We start from the raw sequence: 18,631 nt of genomic DNA, 5'->3' as shown, positions 1-18,631 counted from the left end.
TATCAACCTATTAAAAAAACACCCCGTAGTGAACCACAGGGTGTTTTTAAATAATAAGATGACAGTGATTAAGTATCCATGTGCTTATTCATACCAGCCGAATAGCTTGAACGCATACGGTGCATAGGCAATAATCAACATCGCAGGAAGCATCACAATCATAGGCAAAATCCAACGCTCATAACGATAATAGAACGATTTATGACGAACTTCTGCATCGGCTGCAGCGACTTCTTCATCTCCAATCGACTGCCTTGCCAATAAGTGATTCAGCGCTACAGGTGGCGTCACATAGCCTAATTCAAAACCAATTAGGGTAATCATCCAGAAATGCGCAGGATGTATCCCATATTGATAAGCTACAGGCGCAACCGTTGCAGAAATTAGAATCACCGCACCGAATGGATCCATAATCATGCCCACAAAAATCATCAAGGCAACAATCAGGCTAATCACAATAAAGATGCTGCTAATGTCGGTTGGGAACGCTTCCATAATTTCAATGCGTTCTAAATAGCCACCTACACTGACTGAAAGCGCCATCAAAATTACCAATGCCCCAATATGTCCCACCGTTTCACTGGTCGATAAATGCAGAGCTTTGAAGAAACCATACTGACGCAATGGTGAATCAGGTGCAGTCAATAATGAGCGCTCAGATGAAGCTGCTGTCTGTTGTGCTACAGGCTTGTGATCTAAAGTCTGATCCCACTGCCCCATCGCTGGAATAGGCGCAGGTTCATGGCGCAATTTATCAAACAACACCATCATCAATAAAATAACCGGCATCATTACAGGTGCAGTAAATTCATTCATATTGGTGTCTAAAGCATATTTATAGAACAACCAAATCAACACAAAAATGAGGATATATGGTAGTACAGGGCCAAAAGCACGTAAGGACAATGGCGCAGCTATGTTCGGTGCAGCAATGCGGAATTTATTTTCAGCAAAGAACAACGAAATCACTAAAAATAGGGTTGAAGTCAGTAGGAACACATACAAACCATAGTGATACAGCATGTCCGTTGTGACTTCTTTATTCAGCGATGCCACCACAACAATCAATAGGCATGGACGAAGCACGACCCCCATTGAACCCGACATAGCTGTTGCCGCCAGTGCAAACTGACGTCGTCCACCCGCATTCCAAACTTCTTTATAAATGATCGCACCTGCAGCAATGACAAAAATCCCCGATGCACCGGTATAAGCCGTTGGTAATGCAGCAGCAATCAGAATCAGCCAGGTTAAAGTTTCAGGTGCCAAATTCCACGGACGCAGAATATTCAGGAACAAATCCACAATTCGGGTTTGTTTGAGCAACATCCCCGCCCAAATAAACAAAGCCAAGTTCAAGAAAATACTAGAGAATTCGACCAGTTGCCCTAGGTAAATCCCTTGCCCCATTGGATAATCCATCAGGAAGGTAAAAGAGAAACCCGTACTAATTGCCATATAGGCATACAAAGGTACGCTCAGGAAAGCAAGACCTAAACTACCGCCTTCACGGGTCGGTGCAGGTGGCTTAATAAGCTGGAATAAACTAATTAAAGTCAGAGTTGCAAACAGAATCATCCACATCCAGTAAATGATTTGCGTTTCACCACTCATCGGTACGCCTGAATTGAGTACTGAACGATATTGACTGATACTTGACGAGGTTAAGAAACCATTCGCCACCACCATTAAGGTCGAATACACCTTGAAGTCAATTTTGGTCGCAGGGCCACGTAAACCAATGTGATGGGTCTTTAAAGTGGCACTAATTGCAGCAAAGACCACCATCAATACCAATAAAATGGCACGGTTTTCAGTACCAAATTTAAAAATACCAAAAAAAGAGGTTTCAATGGTTCGATACATTTTCAAGCTTGGATGGGCTTGAATATGCTGAATCGCCTGATCATGAAATTGAAATTTTTCTTCACAAATTTGTTTGGCTGCTAAAATGGAAGCGCGGACATCTGATTCAGAGGCAGTACCAAAAATATCGGCAAACTCATCAGCAGCATTGGCTTGCATTTGGGCATGTACTTGTGCATCGATATCGGGGTTGCGTTCGCAGTCAGGTGCAGTGGGTTCGGCACGCAAAAATGAATACTGCATACCCGTTGCAGGGTCACCGTATAGGCGTTCACCCATGCGCAACAACTGACCATGTACCATTTCACCTGTACCAATAATAAGTGTCAGTAGCAACAAGATCAAAATAACGAATGTAGAAATCCATTCTGTCCATATATGTCTGAGCAAAGCCAAGCCAGACCTGCGTTGTCCGTTATTGTGCATATATTTTCCTGTTTTTATTCTATGCAGAAACCGAGACACTCGAATTTCTGTCTGTCCTTATTCAACGGAATATCCATCTTCCATTGAGCATTTTTGTATTCAGTTTAAATGTGAATGAACGTCGTTATTTTTAAAATGACAATATAGATTTTCTTTTAAGTAAAAATGGTCAATTGTGAGATTTCTTGTGAGCCCTTTTTGCCATCATTTTGATGTAATTTTAATGCGGATCAATGCAATAGGCCCAAATAATATAAGCCAGTGCAAAAATTACTCCCCAAATCACCCCCAATAAATGTGCCTCAACTAATACAGGACTGCCGATTAATTCTGCTGTACCCAAACTGCCCACTGTATTTTCCCAAATCAGTTTAGATAAAATAAGCAGCAAGACCAATGTGGCAAAGCCACGTTCTTTTTTATAAAGCAAATGCACACATGCCACCGCCACATAAGCACCATGCAACACCCCAGAAAGTCCTGCATAGGCATCAATATCGGCAAGGAAATAATAGAAACTCAGACTAATGGCAGGCGGTAGTACCAGCAAAAGTGCCACAAAGTGCCATACTTTGGCATGCGGAAAAATAAAAGGTAAACAGGCAAAGGCGATCATATTGAGCAGATAATGAATCCAGCCCACATGCACCCAATGTCCTGTCCATAAGCGCCAGAATTCATCCAATAAATGTGTAGACCAATAAATAAAATGCTCTGCAAAAATCTGCAAACATGCCGAAACCGACATACATGCCGCAATAAACACAATTTTTCGACTGAGAAATTGAGATGAATATTGCATAGGCGCTTGCATCCTCCAAATTATTCTTGTTATGTGCTTCGGCAAACGGATTGCCCAATCCTAAAATTTCTTGTCTATATTGAATTGGGCAATCTTGATATTTTTACAATTGAGCTGCCGTATCCTCATTAAATAAATCATCTAATTCAGATGAATCATCTTGTTCATCCCAGAAACGTTGCTGATCACCAGTACGCACACCTGTATGTTCAGTCCAGTAACGGTCTGAAATTCCTTGTACCATGCTTCCTGCCATGGCATCAATCAATTTAAATTGTGGATTTACAGGTTTTTCGTCACTGCGTGCATTAGAAAAGGCTTTGAGTGCATCGCGGATTTTGGCATCTTCACCACTGGCTTGGGCAGCAACCGCATATAAAGCGTGTGATAAACGCACCCCTTTATTTTCACCAATTTGCATCGACTGCTTTAAGGTTTGATACGGATCAGGTTTGCCATCTCCCGCACCTGGAAGCAAAGTCCAAATTACGGCACGTGTAGCCTCTGGTGCGCCCCAGAATTTTTCATTGTTTAAACAGGTCATACCACGTTCAACAATCGCGGCAATATCTTTAGGCACATGCACTGCCCCGCCTGAATTAATATCATTGGTCATGGCTTGCAAGCCACTCAACATCCCCAACATATACACAGTTTGATCAATATCACTGTTCATTTTTGGACAACCTTCGCCCAAAGGTTTCCGATATTTCTTTTCCCAACGATGCTGAAACAATTGATAGCCTGTGTATTGGCGCTGTGCAGCCAAAGCCGCCCAACGCTTTTGTTGAATCCGCGCATCTTGCGCTTCGCCTACTTGCCCTGCTTTTGCTGCACGTAAATAACGCAATTCAGCATCCAAAGCTTTTTCTTCGGCACAAATGCCCGCCGCCGAGTACATCAGTACCGCAACACGGGTTGGGTCTGCGCCCATATCTTTAGTCGCCATAATGGCAGGGGTTAAGGAATTACCAGAATTACACACCATTTCAGCATCTTCCATCGCTAAAATTGGTGGCACAATATGTTTTTCAGTAAATCCAAGTGCGACATTGGCACCTGTTTTGATCACTTGTGAACAACCTGATAATAATAAACTTGTGATTGCAAATACGGCCACACCCTGGCCTATTTTTTGGACTTGCGACATTTTCCTGTCCTCTATAATTGTGTTTATGTCCATTGCAACAAACATAGCAGAAGCAATATCTGAATAAAAGCGTCTACTTGCTGCTTCAGATGGATAACTTTGCCATGTTTTAAAGTGACTAAAATTGACTGAAATCTGTCATCCGACAAAATTTAGGCAAAAAAAAGTAGCATTGCGACGGTTCAGCACATGCTACTTATTAACTGATGCCCAATTCGGGCTTATCTTAAAAAATCTTTCGACTAAATTTAAATCTGCACATTTCAGGAATCTGATTTGTATTGATCTACACTTGTCTGGAATGAATATAACTAAAAATAGGGATATGTGTAATCTTTTATGCCAATATAAAATGACTGATCAGGACACGAAAAATAGATGATAATTTTATCTTTATGATACTTATAGTTTTTTATTATTATAAAAATATACAGCTGTCTGTAAATTAGAGCATTTTCGCCAATATTTTTAGAGCCTTCCATTCCGCCTTGGAAACCTGATCACACCAAATCACCAGAGGTTTAAAGGCTTGCTGAAATTCCATGACGATATAAATTTGATGATCTATCACTTGACGCAGTTGCACACGCTGAATTTCAGTTTGGCGAGCTGTGCTTTTAATCTGTTGTGATACTACACGAGGCGCGAGATAGGAAATTGACCATTCACGGTCATCTAATTGATCTAAACCAACAATTCGGTTTGCACGAACAAATTTAAAATATGTCCAGCCCATAATGACAATACATACAACGCTAAGCCATGGCTTTAACACTTGTAGTAAAAGCCAAACGATGAGTAGAGCGATCATCAGCTGAAACACTATTGCGATGACACTAGGTTTCAGCTGAAACTGCTGCTTAGCCATGCACATAATGCTTTAGTTTACGGATAAAATCTTTCAACTCAGGACGTGGTGGCTCAGACACTTCCATAAACCAATCCAATAAATCTGGGTCTTCCTGCTCAACCAAATCGGCAAACATTTGTTTTTCTTCCGCACTGGCAGTCAAATAATGATTTTTCACATACGGGTCAAAATAGACATCAATTTCCTTTAAACCACGACGGGCACGGTAAATCACTTTGCGTTCTTCTAAGCTGATGTCATCACTCATGCGGTTTCCCCATTAAAATTAAACTCAGGCTAGTTTAACCGACCCCTTTTAAAGTTTCGATGACTTTTATGCAGCATTGACCAAAAGCATCATCTTTCATTTGCAATTGAAACTTTTGCACCTTGTTGCCCCCTATAAATTCTTCTAAGGTGAATTCAAAATAACAACATCAGGAAGATAAAACCATGCAATCTGCCGCAATTCGCCCCATTGCCAATATGTTACCGCGCACCTTATTCAGCGCTGAACACGATAGTTTTCGTGATTTGGTACGAAAATTCTATTTGCAGGAAGTCATCCCCCATACTGAAAAATTTGAAGCGCAGCAGCATGTAGACCGTGAGCTATGGCGTAAAGCAGGTACTTTGGGTTTACTGTGTAGCACCATGCCTGAAGAATATTCAGGTTCAGGAGTAGACCGCCTGTACAGCATGATTTTGATTGAAGAACAAGCCTATGCAGGCGACAGTGCCACTGGTTTTTCACTGCATTCAGATATTGTCGCCAATTACATTCATAACTTTGGCACAACTGAACAAAAACAACACTGGTTACCCCGCATGGCCACAGGCGAAGTGATAACCGCGATTGCCATGACCGAACCCGGTACAGGTTCAGACTTACAAGCTGTGCGTACCTCTGCGGTATTGGATGGCGATGAATACGTGATTAATGGTTCTAAAATTTTTATTACCAACGGCTATTTGTGCGACATGGCGATTGTGGTATGTAAAACAGCGAACACAGACAAAGGTTCAGCCAATCTGTCTTTAATATTGGTAGAAGCAGACCGTGCGGGATTTAGCAAAGGCAAACCACTGAATAAAATTGGTATGAAAGGTCAGGACACTTGCGAATTATTTTTTGATAATGTCCGCGTGCCTCGCAGCAATTTATTGGGTGCAGAAGGCATGGGCTTTATCATGCTGATGAAAGAACTGGCTTGGGAACGCTTAATTGTCGCGATTATTTGCCAAGCAGGTGCAGAAGCTGCTTTTGCACATACACTGCAATATACTCAGCAACGTCAAGCCTTTGGCAAAAGTATTCATAGCTTTCAAAATACGCGCTTTAAACTGGCAGAATTACGCACCGAAATTGATTTCTGTCGTGCTTTTTTAGATCAATGTATGCAGTTACAACTTCAAGATCAGCTCAGTGTTGAAGCTGCAGCGGCCGCCAAATATAAAATTTCAGAGATGTACTCCAAAGTGGTGGATGAATGTCTACAACTGCATGGTGGTTATGGCTATATGCTTGAGTATCCAATTGCACGTGCTTACTTAGACAATCGGGCCAATCGCATTTATGCAGGCACCAATGAAATTATGAAAGAGCTGATTTCACGTTCTTTATAAAACTTCCACCTCAACATAAAATGGCGCAAGAGATTTTAAATCCCTTGCACCATGCTATTTTTGCCCCTGATGATTTAAGACACTAATTTAGGTTTACGCTGCTGTGCAGGCATAGCTTGTTTGAATTTTAAAATACCATCTTCAAAACTTGCTTGTTTTAAAGTTTTGCGATCTTCTAAGTAATTGTTGGTCACTCGCCATGGCGCATGTTTGCCTTGCTTTGGCATCACATCAGCAGCACGCGCGATATAGCCCGAACTCAAACTGCCCATCACCGTATCTTCCAATAACTCTGTTTGGTCACCTTGAGGAATTACCTCGTCATAACCTTGTCGATCCATATAATTGAGCAAACGACAAATATAATCCGCAGCCACATCCACTTTAAGCGTCCAAGAGGCATTAATATAGCCAATAATCATCGCCATATTCGGTACATCGCTGATCATCACACCTTGATATAGCATGTGCTTCGAGGTGTCTAAAGGCACACCATCAATTGTGGCTTGAATACCGCCTAGAATCTGAATATTCAAACCTGTCGCAGAGACAATAATATCGGCATCCAGATGCTTACCTGATTTTAATTGCACACCTGTTTCAGTAAAACTTGCAATTTGATCAGTTTCAATCGAGGCATGCCCTTCGCGTAAAATCTTAAATAAATCACCATCAGGCACAACACATAAACGCTGATCCCACGGATTATAATGTGGTGTGAAATGCTTCATATCCACCTTGCCTTTGAGCTGCATTTGGATAGATTTCAGCAACAAAGTCCGCAGTAATTTCGGCTGCTTTTGTGCTAAAGCATAAATTGCGCGTTGCATGCCAATATTACGTGCGCGCGTGATTTTGTAAGCAACATCTTCAGGCAAAACTTTACGCATTTGCTGATAAACAAAATCCATTGCAGGCACTGAAGCAATATAAGTCGGCGAGCGTTGTAGCATGGTGACATGCGCTGCACCACCTTTTGACATAGCAGGTACTAAGGTAATGGCGGTTGCACCACTACCAATAATTAAGACCTTTTTACCACGATAATCTAAATTCTCAGGCCAATGCTGTGGGTGAATAAATGTACCTTTAAACGCATGTTGATTCGGAAAGTCAGGCTGAAAACCTTGATCGTAATTGTAATAGCCTGTGCAGCCTAAAACAAAATTAGCCACCCAAGTTTCAATCTGTTGTGCTGCATTTTCTATGCGTAACGTCCACTTACGTGTTTGAGAATCATAATTGGCAGATAGTACACGATGCTGAAAATGAATTTTTGAATGTAAGGCTTTTTCTTGAATGACTTCTGCTAAATAACCTTTGATAGATGCGCCATCGGCTAGTACATTGGTTTTCTTCCAAGGCTTAAAATTATAACCAAAGGTCGACATATCCGAATCTGAACGAATGCCCGGATATTGGAATAAATCCCAAGTGCCACCAAAACTTTGACGACGCTCAATAATTTCAAAAGAACGCTGTGGGCAGTTTTGACTTAAATGTGCTGCTACACCAATGCCCGAAATCCCTGCCCCAATAATTAATATATCAACCTGCTTATCCATGTTTTATTGTCCAGCTTGAATGATGTTTTTTATTAAAGCATAAATTTGACAATACACAATGTCAAGTTTAGCAAAAGTTACTAAAATTTATATCAATTCGGGACAATTTGATCATTTTTGAGATCAACTTATTTTTTTCATAAAAAAAGACCGGTAAAACCGGTCTTTTTCTGAACAACGTGCGTTATTCTTGGCGAAATTATTTAACTTCGCGATCTACAAGCTCAACGTAAGCCATCGGTGCAGCATCACCCGCACGGAAGCCCGCTTTAAGAACACGTAGATAACCGCCGTTACGCTCTTTGTAACGAGGGCCAAGAACGGTAAATAATTTACCAACAGTTGCTGCTGAACGAGTACGAGCAAACGCTAAACGACGGTTTGCTACTGTATCGTTTTTAGCTAAAGTGATTAAAGGCTCAGCAACACGACGTAATTCTTTTGCTTTAGGAACAGTTGTTTTGATTAACTCGTGTTCGAACAAAGAATTAGCCAAGTTTTGGAACATCGCTTTGCGATGGCTGCTTGTACGGCCTAATTTCACACCACTATTACGATGACGCATGGTGATAGTCCTACTTAATTAACGGCTACGATAGGCGAAACGATCGTCCATACGGAGACTAGCCGGTGGCCAGTTCTCTAAACGCATGCCGAGCTGTAAGCCTTTAGAAGCCAGAACATCTTTGATCTCTGTAAGCGATTTTTTACCCAAGTTAGGCGTTTTAAGTAGCTCAACTTCAGTACGCTGTACAAGATCACCAATGTAGTAAATATTTTCTGCTTTCAAACAGTTAGCAGAACGAACAGTAAGCTCTAGATCATCTACTGGACGAAGCAAGATTGGGTCAACTTCTTCACGAGGCTCTTGAGCAACAGGAGCTTGATCTTTCTGAAGATCAACAAAAATTGCAATTTGTTGTTGCAAGATTGTTGCCGCTTTGCGGATTGCTTCTTCTGGATCAACTGTACCATTGGTTTCAAGATCAATGATCAACTTGTCAAGGTCAGTACGTTGTTCTACACGCGCATTTTCTACGATGTAAGACACACGTTTAATTGGGCTATAAGAAGCATCTAACTGCAAACGACCTACAGGGCGAGTTTCGCCTTCTGGGAAACGTGAGTCAGATGTTTCATAACCACGACCTTGAGCAACTTTCAGGCGCATTTTTAAATTGCCTGTAGCACTTAAAGTGCCGATCAAGTGTTCAGGGTTAACCACTTCAACATTATGCGGTAAACGAAGGTCTGCAGCAGTTACATCGCCTGGACCTTGTTTTTCCAATGTCAAATAAGCTTCATTTTGATCGAACAGCTTAATAGACAATCCTTTCAGGTTCAGCAAGAGCTCGACGATGTCCTGCTGCAAGCCTTCCAAAGTACTGTACTCGTGCTCGACACCTTCAATTTCAACTTCTACCACAGCTGCGCCAGGTAAAGAAGAAAGAAGGATGCGACGTAAAGCATTACCAAGAGTATGACCAAAGCCACGCTCTAATGGTTCTAGAATAACTTTTGCCGAGGTCCCGCTTGCCGCTTCGACCTTGATCGCTTGCGGAGTAAGAAACTCATTTGCAGTACGCGTCATTATTGCTACCTCAAGGATTATTTAGAATACAATTCTACAATCAAGCTTTCGTTGATTTCAGCAGGTAAATCAGAACGATCTGGTGCAGCTTTAAACGTACCTTCAAATTTAGAATGGTCAACTTCCATCCATGAAGGGATACCACGTTGAGCAGCCAATTCAATTGCGTTTTTAATACGTAATTGTTGTTTTGCACCTTCGTGAACTGCAATTACATCACCAGCTTTAACTTGAATAGACGCAATGTTAACACGACGACCATTTAAAGTAATGCTACGGTGAGATACAAGCTGACGAGCTTCTGCACGTGTAGAACCAAAACCCATGCGATAAACAACGTTATCAAGACGGCTTTCGAGCAATTTCAACAAGTTCTCACCTGTTGCGCCTTTCACACGAGCAGCTTCTTTATAGTAGTTACTAAATTGACGCTCTAAAACACCGTACATACGACGTACTTTTTGTTTTTCACGTAATTGTAGTGAGTACTCAGATTGCTTACCACCACGAGCCCCGCCATGTTGGCCAGGAGCTTTAGCGTGTTTTTTAGTTTTGACGTCAAATGGTTTAACGCCAGATTTTAGTTGCAGGTCTGTCCCTTCGCGGCGAGAGAGTTTGCATTTTGGACCAATATAACGAGCCATGAATGTTTCTCCTTACACGCGACGTTTTTTAGGTGGACGGCAACCGTTGTGAGGGATTGGAGTCACATCGGTAATGCTGTTAATTTTATAACCCACTGCACCTAATGCACGAACCGCAGACTCACGACCTGGACCAGGACCTTTAACAAGGACGTCCAAGTTTTTCAAACCGTAATCTAAAGCAGCTTTACCAGCAACTTCAGCAGCTACCTGAGCAGCGAACGGAGTTGATTTACGTGATCCACGGAAGCCTTGTCCACCTGAGGTAGCCCAAGCCAGTGCATTACCTTGACGATCGGTAATGGTCACAATGGTGTTATTAAAAGAAGCGTGAATGTGTGCAACACCTTCAGAGACGGTACGAGTGACCTTCTTGCGTGTGCGAGTATCTTTAGCCATCTTTTAGCTTCCAGAAATCTTATTTCTTAATCGGTTTGCGCGGACCTTTACGGGTACGTGCGTTAGTTTTGGTGCGTTGACCACGGACAGGCAAGCTGCGACGATGACGAAGACCGCGGTAGCAGCCTAAATCCATTAAACGTTTAATGTTCATGGAAATTTCGCGACGTAAGTCACCTTCGGTCGGAACCTTAGCAACTTCTGCACGAATCGCATCAAGCTGAGCGTCATCTAATTCACGGATCTTTGTTGTTGGTGCGATACCAGCAGCAGCTAAGATAGTCTTAGCAGTGTGGCGACCAATACCAAAGATATAAGTGAGAGAGATAACAGCGTGCTTGTTATCCGGAATGTTTACACCGGCAATACGAGCCATTCAATTTTCTCCAAAAAGGCAGTTAAGATAATCAACCGCCCCACAAAAATCTTGAGGGGCGGATAATAACCTAATTAGCCTACTGAAATCAACAGGTCTTAATCAAATTAACCTTGACGCTGCTTATGACGAGGTTCTGCGCTGCAAATTACGCGAATAACCCCATTACGACGGATAACTTTGCAGCTACCACAAATTTTCTTTACAGAAGCTTGTACTTTCATGATGAAACCTCTAAGTGCGCTTATCCCTTAGGATGAGCAGTCGTTTTTCTCATTAACGTTTGATTATCGTACTGGTGCGAGGTGAGATGTGCTTGAAGCTGAGCCATAAAGTCCATCACAACCACTACAACGATTAATAATGATGTACCACCTAAGCTAAATGGAATTCCAAATGAGCTTTGTAGAATCATCGGCATTAAGCAGACTACAGTGATGTAAATCGCACCAATAAAGGTCAAACGACTGAGAATATGATCTAAGTAACGAGCAGTTTGCTCACCTGGGCGAATACCAGGCACATAAGCTCCGCTGCGTTTCAAGTTTTCCGAAACTTCTTTAGGGCTGAAAACCAGCGCAGTGTAGAAGTAACAGAAAAAGATAATTAACGCACCAAAGAGCACCAAATACAACGGTTGTCCAGGCGACAATACCAATGCCAAGTCTTGTAGACTACGCTTGATTAATCCAGCATTAGGGTCCGCACTGCCGACCCATTGACCTAAGCTCGCTGGGAACAAAAGCAATGAACTGGCAAAAATTGCTGGAATCACACCTGCCATATTAATTTTTAATGGCAAATGCGTTTGCTGAGCAGTAAATACACGACGACCTTGTTGTTTTTGAGCATAGTTTACTGGAATACGACGCTGCGCCTTCTCAATAAACACAATTGCTGCAAGTACACCCAAAGACAATAAACCAAAAATTGCCAAACCAATCAGGCTTGACTGGCCACTGTCAATAGATGTGAAGGATTGCATAATTAAATTAGGCAAGCCTGCAACAATACCTGCGAAAATGATCATGGAAATACCATTGCCCACTCCGCGTTCGGTAATTTGTTCACCCAACCACATTAAGAACATTGTGCCTGCAACCAAAGAGGTCACAGCTGGAACGTAAAAAGCCAGACCTGACGTTAAGGTAATACCTTGACCAATCAGACCTGCACACATCCCAATCGCTTGCACAAGTGCAAGAAACAATGTGCCTTGGCGCGTATATTGATTAATTTTGCGTTTGCCTTGCTCGCCTTCTTTTTTCAAAGCTTCAAGCGAAGGAACCACGGTAGACATCAACTGTACGATAATCGAAGCAGAAATGTATGGCATGATCCCTAAAGCAAGAATCGACATCCGCTCTAATGCACCACCCGAAAACATGTTAAACAAACCAAGGATTGTACCTTGGTTTGCATTAAACAATTGTTCAAGTGCGGCATTATTAATGCCTGGTACTGGAATATGCGCTCCTAGTCGAAATACCAACAACGCACCAATGAGAAACATCATTCGGCGTATAATTTCACGGTATTTCACGTGAAATGGTTGGCCTTTCATCATGTGAACATGACCTGAAGAACTAGGAGACATAGACACTGGGGATTACTCCTCGACTTTACCGCCAGCCGCTTCAACAGCAGCTTTAGCGCCTTTAGTCACAGCAACACCTTGAATAGTGAATGCGCGAGTAATTTCACCAGAAAGTACGATACGAGCACGAGCCATATCTTTACGTACAACGTTCGCTGCTTTTAAAGTTTCAAGGCTAACGATGTCGCCTTCCACTTTAGCAAGCTCAGATAAACGTACTTCAGCAGTTTTCAAAGCGATTTGGCTAGTGAAACCGAATTTAGGTAAACGACGATATAACGCAGTTTGACCACCTTCGAATCCAGGACGTGTACCACCGCTCTTACGTGAGTTTTGACCTTTGATACCACGACCACCAGTCTTACCAACGCCAGAACCGATACCACGGCCTAGACGACGGGCTTCACGCTTAGCACCTTCTGCAGGTGCAAGTTCATTTAAACGCAGAGTCATGGCTTATTCCTCTACACTAACCATATAGTAGACTTGGTTGATCATACCACGGTTAGAAGGCGTATCTTGCACTTCTACAGTATGACCAATACGACGCAGACCTAAACCTTTAAGGCTAAGCTTGTGATTTTTCAAGCGGTGCGATGCAGATTTAGTCTGGGTAACTTTAATCGTTTTCATGATTGATTACCCTTGAATTTGTTCTACTGAAAGACCACGTTTCGCAGCAACCTTTTCAGGAGTTGTCATGTCACGCAAACCGTTAAAAGTTGCGTTCACTACGTTTGCAGCGTTAGTAGAACCACGGCATTTAGTCAATACGTTACGTACACCTGCAGCTTCTAAAACTGCACGCATAGAACCACCCGCAATTACACCAGTACCTTCAGATGCTGGTTGCATGTAAACACGGCTTGCACCATGACGCGCATGAATCGGGTGTTGTAAAGTACCATCTGCCAATTCGATAGTGATCATGTTACGACGTGCAGCTTCAAGTGCTTTAGAAATAGCAGCTGGAACTTCACGTGCTTTACCACGACCAAAACCTACGCGACCATTACCATCACCTACAACAGTTAATGCTGTGAAAGAGAAGATACGACCACCTTTAACAACTTTGGCTACGCGATCAACGGCAACCAGCTTTTCAACAAGACCTTCGTTTTGTTCAACTTTAGCCATGATTAGAACTCCAAGCCGTTTTCACGAGCAGCATCAGCCAAGGCTTTGATACGACCATGATATTTAAAACCAGAACGGTCAAACGCAACTTTAGTTACGCCAGCTGCTTTCGCGCGTTCTGCAATTAAAGCACCTACTTTTTGAGCTGCTTCAACGTTACCAGTTGTACCAGCACGTAAAGTAGCATCTAAAGTTGAAGCTTGCGCTAAAACTTTGCCACCATCTGCTGAAATAACTTGAGCATAGATGTGACGCGGCGTGCGGTTTACACACAAACGAGTCGCACCCAATGCACGGATGTGCAAGCGTGTGCTTTTCGCACGACGCAAACGGGATTGTTTCTTTTCGTTCATAAGAACCTCGCGCCTTATTTCTTCTTAGCTTCTTTACGAAGAACAACTTCATCCGAATAACGAACACCTTTACCTTTATATGGCTCTGGTGGACGGTATCCACGGATATCCGCAGCAACTTGACCTAAAGCTGCTTTGTCAGCAGATTTAAGGATAATTTCAGTTGCAGTTGGAGTTTCTGCAGTTACACCTTCAGGAAGGGTGTAATCGATTGGGTGTGAAAAACCAAGGTTAAGGTTAACAACGTTACCTTTTACCGCAGCTTTATAACCAACACCAATCAATTGTAACTTACGTTCGAAGCCTTCGCTCACACCTTTTACAAGATTGTTAAGCACAGCGCGAGCAGTACCAGCTTGCATCCAAGCGTCTTTCGACTCAGCTTTAGGAGCAATAGCTAAAATACCGTCTTCCTGTTTTAGCTCGACCAGCGCATGCAGGTTGAAAGACAATGTACCTTTGCTGCCTTTCACTTCGACCTGCCGGCCGTTCTGAGTAACTGTAACACCGTTAGGTACAGTTACTGGGGCTTTAGCCACACGAGACATGAGGAATCACCTATTATTAAGAAACAAAAGCAATAACTTCACCACCGATACCTGCAGCACGTGCAGCGCGATCAGTCATGATGCCTTTGCTTGTAGAAACGATTGCAATACCTAAACCTTGCTTAACGCTTGGAAGTGCATCTTTACCGCGATACTGACGTAGACCTGGACGGCTTACGCGTTTCACAGTTTCGATAACTGGTTTGCCTTCATAGTATTTTAAAGTAATCGTTAATGTAGGTTTGCCTTCGTTGTCAGCCACTTCTACATTTGCGATATAACCTTCTTGTTGAAGTACGTTTGCAATAGCAACCTTCAACTTAGAATTAGGCATAGAAACAGTTTGTTTCTTTGCCATTTGAGCGTTACGAACACGCGTTAGCATGTCGGCAACGGTATCTTGCATACTCATTTATAGTGCTCCTTACCAGCTTGCCTTAACAACGCCCGGTACATCACCTTGCATTACTGTGTCACGTAATTTGTTACGGCTTAAACCGAACTTACGGAAGTAACCATGAGGACGACCAGTTAAACCACAACGGTTACGAAGACGTACTGGAGACGCATTACGTGGTAATGCTTGTAATTTCATCATCGCTTCGAAACGCTCTTCGTCGCTTGCATTTACGTTTGCAATCGTTGCTTTTAATTCAGCACGTTTTGCAGCGTATTTAGCAACAGTAGCTTCGCGTTTCAATTCGCGATTAATCATACCTTTCTTAGCCATATCGACCTCTTATTTGAACGGGAAGCCGAATGCACGCATAAGCGCACGGCCTTCGTCATCGGTGCGAGCAGTCGTAGTAATGGTGATGTCCATACCACGAATTTGATCAATCTTATCGAAATCGATTTCAGGGAACATGATTTGTTCCTTGAGACCCATAGAGTAGTTACCACGACCATCAAATGATTTCGAAGAGAAACCACGGAAGTCACGGATACGAGGGATCGCGATAGAGATCAAACGGTCTAAGAATTCGTACATACGTTCGCCGCGTAAAGTAACTTTACAACCAATCGGCCAACCATCACGGATTTTAAAACCAGCGATTGATTTACGAGCTAATGTTAAAACTGGTTTTTGACCAGCAATAGCTTGCATATCAGAAAGAGCGCCATCTAACAATTTCTTGTCAGCAGCTGCAGCACCAACACCCATGTTGATGGTAATTTTAGTGATGCGAGGGATCTCCATCACATTCTTAACGCCCAATTGTTCTTGTAATTGAGCCTTAAGTTCGTCGTTGTAACGTGTTTTAAGTCTGGCCATTGCCTATTTCAACCTATTACTTCGCCACCGCCACTGATTCACCATTCGATTTATAAACGCGAGTTTTCACGCCATCAATCGTTTGGTAACCAACACGGTCAGCCTTTTGGGTTGTAGCATTAAAAATTGCCACGTTTGAGATATGAAGCGAAGCTTCCTGCGTTACGATACCGCCTTCAGCGCCCGTAGCACGGTTTGGCTTCTGGTGCTTCTTAACCAAGTTAAGACCTTCGACCTTAACACGGTCATTAGAAACTGACAGAACAGTACCCTGTTTGCCTTTTTCTTTACCTGCGATCACAATTACTTGATCGCCTTTTTTAATCTTAGCCATGATTGCCTCTTATAGAACTTCAGGAGCCAATGAAATGATTTTCATGAACTGTTCAGTACGAAGTTCACGAGTCACTGGTCCGAAAATACGAGTTGCAATCGGTGCTTTGTTGTTATTCAAAATAACAGCAGCGTTATCATCAAAACGGATCACAGAACCGTCTGGACGACGAATACCGAACTTTGTACGTACAACAACAGCATTCATCACGTCACCTTTTTTAACACGTGCGCGTGGAATAGCTTCTTTTACAGTAACTTTAATAATGTCGCCAACAGAAGCATAACGACGATGTGAACCACCTAGTACTTTAATACATTGTACGCGGCGAGCACCACTGTTGTCAGCTACGTCAAGCATCGTTTCGGTTTGAATCATTGCCCTACTCCAAAACCGAGCATCACCGGTCACAATTTCGAAAGGCTCAAAGAGTACTCGAAATTGACCGATGATGCAACAAGAACGTTAATTACTCAGCAGCAGCTTCAACAACTTCAACTAAAGTCCATGACTTAGTTTTAGACATTGGGCGGCTTTCTTTGATGGTTACAACATCACCAATCTTGGCGGTATTGTTCTCATCATGAGCGTGTAATTTGGTTGAACGGCGAATCAATTTGCCATACAACGGGTGTTGAACTTGGCGTTCAATAAGGACAACAATAGATTTTTCCATTTTGTCGCTTACAACTTTGCCAGTTAACGTGCGGACTGTATTTTGACTCATTGCCCGTTCCCCTGTTTTTCGGTAAGGAGGGTCTTGATGCGTGCAATAGTTTTACGAGTAAGCGCAACTTCATGCGATTTACCCAATTGACCAGTTGCTTTCGCCATACGAAGACGGAATTGGTTAAGCTGTTGCTCATCAAGCAAAGCTGTCAACTCTTCTACCGACTTTTCACGTAGATCTTTAGTTTTCATTACATTACCGTCCGAGTCACGATAGTGGTTTTAAACGGAAGTTTAGCAGCAGCAAGCGTAAATGCTTCACGCGCCAATTCTTCGTTCACACCATCAATTTCGTACAAGACTTTACCTGGTTTGATTTGACAAACCCAATATTCCACAGAACCTTTACCTTTACCCATACGCACTTCAAGAGGCTTAGAAGTAATTGGTTTGTCTGGGAATACACGGATAAAGATCTTACCACCACGCTTAATACGACGGCTGATTGTACGACGTGCCGCTTCAATTTGACGCGCAGTCATTTGACCACGTTCAACTGATTTAAGAGCGATAGTACCGAAAGATACTGAGCTACCACGGTGCGCTAAGCCAGTGTTACGGCCTTTTTGCACCTTACGGAATTTAGTACGTTTAGGTTGCAACATGGATTATTCTCCTTTTTCAGCAGAACGATCATTGCGACGACCACGACGCTCTTGACCTTCACCACGACCGCGACCGCGTTTAGCTGGACGTTCTTCAGCAGGTGCTGGGTTCATGACTTGCTTCATGCCACCCAAGATTTCACCACGGAATACCCAAACTTTAACACCAATCGTACCGTAAGTAGTTTCAGCACGCATAGTTGCATAGTCGATGTCCGCACGAAGTGTATGCAAAGGTACACGACCTTCACGATACCATTCAGTACGTGCAATCTCTGCACCACCTAAACGACCAGAAACTTCAACTTTGATACCTTTAGCACCAGCACGCATAGAGTTCTGTACCGCACGCTTCATAGCACGACGGAACATTACACGCTTTTCTAATTGAGAAGCGATTGCTTCAGCAACTAAACGTGCATCTAAGTCTGGACGGTCAATTTCGTTGATGCTTACTTGCGCAGGAACACCCATAATAGATGTTAATTCGCGTTGTAATTTCTCAATGTCTTCGCCTTTTTTACCGATTACGATACCAGGACGCGCAGTGCTAATTGTTACTTTAGCAGCACCCGTTGGACGTTCGATAAGAATATTGCTTACCATTGCGTTCTTAAGTTTTTTAGTTAAAAACTCACGAACTTGAAGGTCTTTAAGCAAGTATTCAGCGTATTGTTTCGGATTCGCATACCAGTTAGCGTTATGACGTTTCACAACACCTAGGCGGATACCGATTGGATGAACCTTCTGACCCATA

General features: G+C 42.7%; 28 protein-coding genes. 1 reads left to right on the top strand and 27 read right to left on the bottom strand.

Going from position 1 to position 18,631, the window contains the following annotated elements:
* Positions 1 to 84: 84 nt before the first annotated feature.
* The 5 genes from FTU98_RS14080 to FTU98_RS05605 all read right to left on the bottom strand — a co-directional run bounded on the left by FTU98_RS14080 (position 85) and on the right by FTU98_RS05605 (position 5,362).
* Positions 85 to 1,458, bottom strand: a complete 1,374-nt coding sequence (locus FTU98_RS14080) for a TRAP transporter large permease subunit (RefSeq protein WP_373682943.1) — start codon at positions 1,456 to 1,458, stop codon at positions 85 to 87.
* Positions 1,459 to 2,512: 1,054 nt separating this feature from the next.
* Positions 2,513 to 3,094 (bottom strand): rhombosortase, encoded by a 582-nt coding sequence (gene rrtA / locus FTU98_RS05620; RefSeq protein WP_104853260.1) that lies wholly within the window; start codon positions 3,092 to 3,094, stop codon positions 2,513 to 2,515.
* A 103-nt stretch (positions 3,095 to 3,197) separates the two neighbouring features.
* Positions 3,198 to 4,244, bottom strand: a complete 1,047-nt coding sequence (locus tag FTU98_RS05615) for a hypothetical protein (protein WP_004974758.1) — start codon at positions 4,242 to 4,244, stop codon at positions 3,198 to 3,200.
* A gap of 445 nt (positions 4,245 to 4,689) precedes the next feature.
* Positions 4,690 to 5,112, bottom strand: a complete 423-nt coding sequence (locus FTU98_RS05610; protein ID WP_004974754.1) for a hypothetical protein — start codon at positions 5,110 to 5,112, stop codon at positions 4,690 to 4,692.
* Positions 5,105 to 5,362 (bottom strand): succinate dehydrogenase assembly factor 2, encoded by a 258-nt coding sequence (locus tag FTU98_RS05605; protein ID WP_004974752.1) that lies wholly within the window; start codon positions 5,360 to 5,362, stop codon positions 5,105 to 5,107. Before FTU98_RS05605 ends, FTU98_RS05610 begins: the two co-directional genes overlap by 8 nt.
* Before the next feature lie 185 nt (positions 5,363 to 5,547).
* Here FTU98_RS05605 and FTU98_RS05600 point away from each other — a divergent pair, with 185 nt between their 5' ends.
* Complete coding sequence (locus FTU98_RS05600) at positions 5,548 to 6,720, top strand: acyl-CoA dehydrogenase family protein (protein ID WP_180050670.1); 1,173 nt, start codon at positions 5,548 to 5,550, stop codon at positions 6,718 to 6,720.
* Positions 6,721 to 6,794: 74 nt separating this feature from the next.
* On the opposite strand, the gene FTU98_RS05595 is transcribed toward FTU98_RS05600, so the two are convergent.
* The 22 genes from FTU98_RS05595 to rpsC all read right to left on the bottom strand — a co-directional run bounded on the left by FTU98_RS05595 (position 6,795) and on the right by rpsC (position 18,630).
* Entirely contained in the window at positions 6,795 to 8,285 is a 1,491-nt protein-coding gene (locus tag FTU98_RS05595) for an NAD(P)/FAD-dependent oxidoreductase (RefSeq protein WP_180050667.1), read from the bottom strand.
* A 199-nt stretch (positions 8,286 to 8,484) separates the two neighbouring features.
* Positions 8,485 to 8,850 (bottom strand): 50S ribosomal protein L17, encoded by a 366-nt coding sequence (gene rplQ / locus FTU98_RS05590; RefSeq protein WP_004974746.1) that lies wholly within the window; start codon positions 8,848 to 8,850, stop codon positions 8,485 to 8,487.
* Between the two features lie 18 nt (positions 8,851 to 8,868).
* On the bottom strand, positions 8,869 to 9,876 hold the full coding sequence (locus FTU98_RS05585; RefSeq protein WP_004974745.1) for a DNA-directed RNA polymerase subunit alpha: 1,008 nt from the start codon (positions 9,874 to 9,876) through the stop codon (positions 8,869 to 8,871).
* Positions 9,877 to 9,893: 17 nt separating this feature from the next.
* On the bottom strand, positions 9,894 to 10,520 hold the full coding sequence (gene rpsD / locus FTU98_RS05580; RefSeq protein WP_004974744.1) for a 30S ribosomal protein S4: 627 nt from the start codon (positions 10,518 to 10,520) through the stop codon (positions 9,894 to 9,896).
* A gap of 12 nt (positions 10,521 to 10,532) precedes the next feature.
* Positions 10,533 to 10,919: a 30S ribosomal protein S11 gene (rpsK, locus tag FTU98_RS05575; RefSeq protein ID WP_001040166.1), complete on the bottom strand. Its 387-nt coding sequence runs from the start codon at positions 10,917 to 10,919 to the stop codon at positions 10,533 to 10,535.
* Positions 10,920 to 10,938: 19 nt separating this feature from the next.
* Positions 10,939 to 11,295, bottom strand: a complete 357-nt coding sequence (rpsM, locus tag FTU98_RS05570) for a 30S ribosomal protein S13 (protein ID WP_004974734.1) — start codon at positions 11,293 to 11,295, stop codon at positions 10,939 to 10,941.
* Positions 11,296 to 11,402: 107 nt separating this feature from the next.
* Complete coding sequence (gene rpmJ / locus FTU98_RS05565; RefSeq protein ID WP_000867907.1) at positions 11,403 to 11,519, bottom strand: 50S ribosomal protein L36; 117 nt, start codon at positions 11,517 to 11,519, stop codon at positions 11,403 to 11,405.
* A gap of 20 nt (positions 11,520 to 11,539) precedes the next feature.
* A complete protein-coding gene (gene secY / locus FTU98_RS05560; RefSeq protein ID WP_171257418.1) occupies positions 11,540 to 12,859 on the bottom strand; it encodes a preprotein translocase subunit SecY in 1,320 nt (439 codons plus the stop codon).
* A gap of 45 nt (positions 12,860 to 12,904) precedes the next feature.
* On the bottom strand, positions 12,905 to 13,345 hold the full coding sequence (gene rplO, locus FTU98_RS05555; protein ID WP_004974728.1) for a 50S ribosomal protein L15: 441 nt from the start codon (positions 13,343 to 13,345) through the stop codon (positions 12,905 to 12,907).
* 3 nt (positions 13,346 to 13,348) lie between these two features.
* Positions 13,349 to 13,525 carry a 50S ribosomal protein L30 gene (gene rpmD / locus FTU98_RS05550; protein WP_004786899.1) on the bottom strand — a complete coding sequence of 59 codons (177 nt, stop codon included), beginning with the start codon at positions 13,523 to 13,525 and terminating at the stop codon, positions 13,349 to 13,351.
* A 6-nt stretch (positions 13,526 to 13,531) separates the two neighbouring features.
* Positions 13,532 to 14,029, bottom strand: coding sequence for a 30S ribosomal protein S5 (gene rpsE, locus FTU98_RS05545; protein WP_004974725.1), 498 nt, complete (start codon positions 14,027 to 14,029; stop codon positions 13,532 to 13,534).
* Between the two features lie 2 nt (positions 14,030 to 14,031).
* Entirely contained in the window at positions 14,032 to 14,382 is a 351-nt protein-coding gene (gene rplR / locus FTU98_RS05540; RefSeq protein ID WP_004281497.1) for a 50S ribosomal protein L18, read from the bottom strand.
* Positions 14,383 to 14,396: 14 nt separating this feature from the next.
* Positions 14,397 to 14,930, bottom strand: coding sequence for a 50S ribosomal protein L6 (gene rplF, locus FTU98_RS05535; RefSeq protein WP_004974722.1), 534 nt, complete (start codon positions 14,928 to 14,930; stop codon positions 14,397 to 14,399).
* A 16-nt stretch (positions 14,931 to 14,946) separates the two neighbouring features.
* The gene (gene rpsH, locus FTU98_RS05530; RefSeq protein ID WP_004974720.1) at positions 14,947 to 15,342 is read right to left on the bottom strand and encodes a 30S ribosomal protein S8; all 396 of its coding nucleotides are present in this window, start codon (positions 15,340 to 15,342) and stop codon (positions 14,947 to 14,949) included.
* A gap of 12 nt (positions 15,343 to 15,354) precedes the next feature.
* On the bottom strand, positions 15,355 to 15,660 hold the full coding sequence (gene rpsN / locus FTU98_RS05525; protein WP_004825185.1) for a 30S ribosomal protein S14: 306 nt from the start codon (positions 15,658 to 15,660) through the stop codon (positions 15,355 to 15,357).
* Positions 15,661 to 15,669: 9 nt separating this feature from the next.
* Complete coding sequence (gene rplE / locus FTU98_RS05520; protein WP_004974719.1) at positions 15,670 to 16,206, bottom strand: 50S ribosomal protein L5; 537 nt, start codon at positions 16,204 to 16,206, stop codon at positions 15,670 to 15,672.
* A 16-nt stretch (positions 16,207 to 16,222) separates the two neighbouring features.
* Positions 16,223 to 16,540 carry a 50S ribosomal protein L24 gene (rplX, locus tag FTU98_RS05515; protein ID WP_004974717.1) on the bottom strand — a complete coding sequence of 106 codons (318 nt, stop codon included), beginning with the start codon at positions 16,538 to 16,540 and terminating at the stop codon, positions 16,223 to 16,225.
* 9 nt (positions 16,541 to 16,549) lie between these two features.
* The gene (gene rplN / locus FTU98_RS05510; protein WP_001982634.1) at positions 16,550 to 16,918 is read right to left on the bottom strand and encodes a 50S ribosomal protein L14; all 369 of its coding nucleotides are present in this window, start codon (positions 16,916 to 16,918) and stop codon (positions 16,550 to 16,552) included.
* Positions 16,919 to 17,009: 91 nt separating this feature from the next.
* Positions 17,010 to 17,267, bottom strand: a complete 258-nt coding sequence (gene rpsQ / locus FTU98_RS05505) for a 30S ribosomal protein S17 (protein ID WP_004974714.1) — start codon at positions 17,265 to 17,267, stop codon at positions 17,010 to 17,012.
* Positions 17,264 to 17,461: a 50S ribosomal protein L29 gene (rpmC, locus tag FTU98_RS05500; protein ID WP_004650482.1), complete on the bottom strand. Its 198-nt coding sequence runs from the start codon at positions 17,459 to 17,461 to the stop codon at positions 17,264 to 17,266. The genes rpsQ and rpmC overlap by 4 nt, the downstream gene beginning before the upstream one ends.
* Positions 17,461 to 17,874 carry a 50S ribosomal protein L16 gene (rplP, locus tag FTU98_RS05495; RefSeq protein ID WP_004691317.1) on the bottom strand — a complete coding sequence of 138 codons (414 nt, stop codon included), beginning with the start codon at positions 17,872 to 17,874 and terminating at the stop codon, positions 17,461 to 17,463. The genes rpmC and rplP overlap by 1 nt, the downstream gene beginning before the upstream one ends.
* Before the next feature lie 3 nt (positions 17,875 to 17,877).
* On the bottom strand, positions 17,878 to 18,630 hold the full coding sequence (gene rpsC / locus FTU98_RS05490) for a 30S ribosomal protein S3 (RefSeq protein WP_004974711.1): 753 nt from the start codon (positions 18,628 to 18,630) through the stop codon (positions 17,878 to 17,880).
* Between the last annotated feature and the right edge of the window lies 1 nt (position 18,631).

It is taken from the genome of Acinetobacter sp. YH12211, from assembly GCF_013418015.1.
GTDB lineage: Bacteria > Pseudomonadota > Gammaproteobacteria > Pseudomonadales > Moraxellaceae > Acinetobacter > Acinetobacter towneri.
The sequence above is the reverse complement of the archived record's forward strand: the minus strand, read 5'-3'. Positions and strand labels throughout refer to the sequence as shown.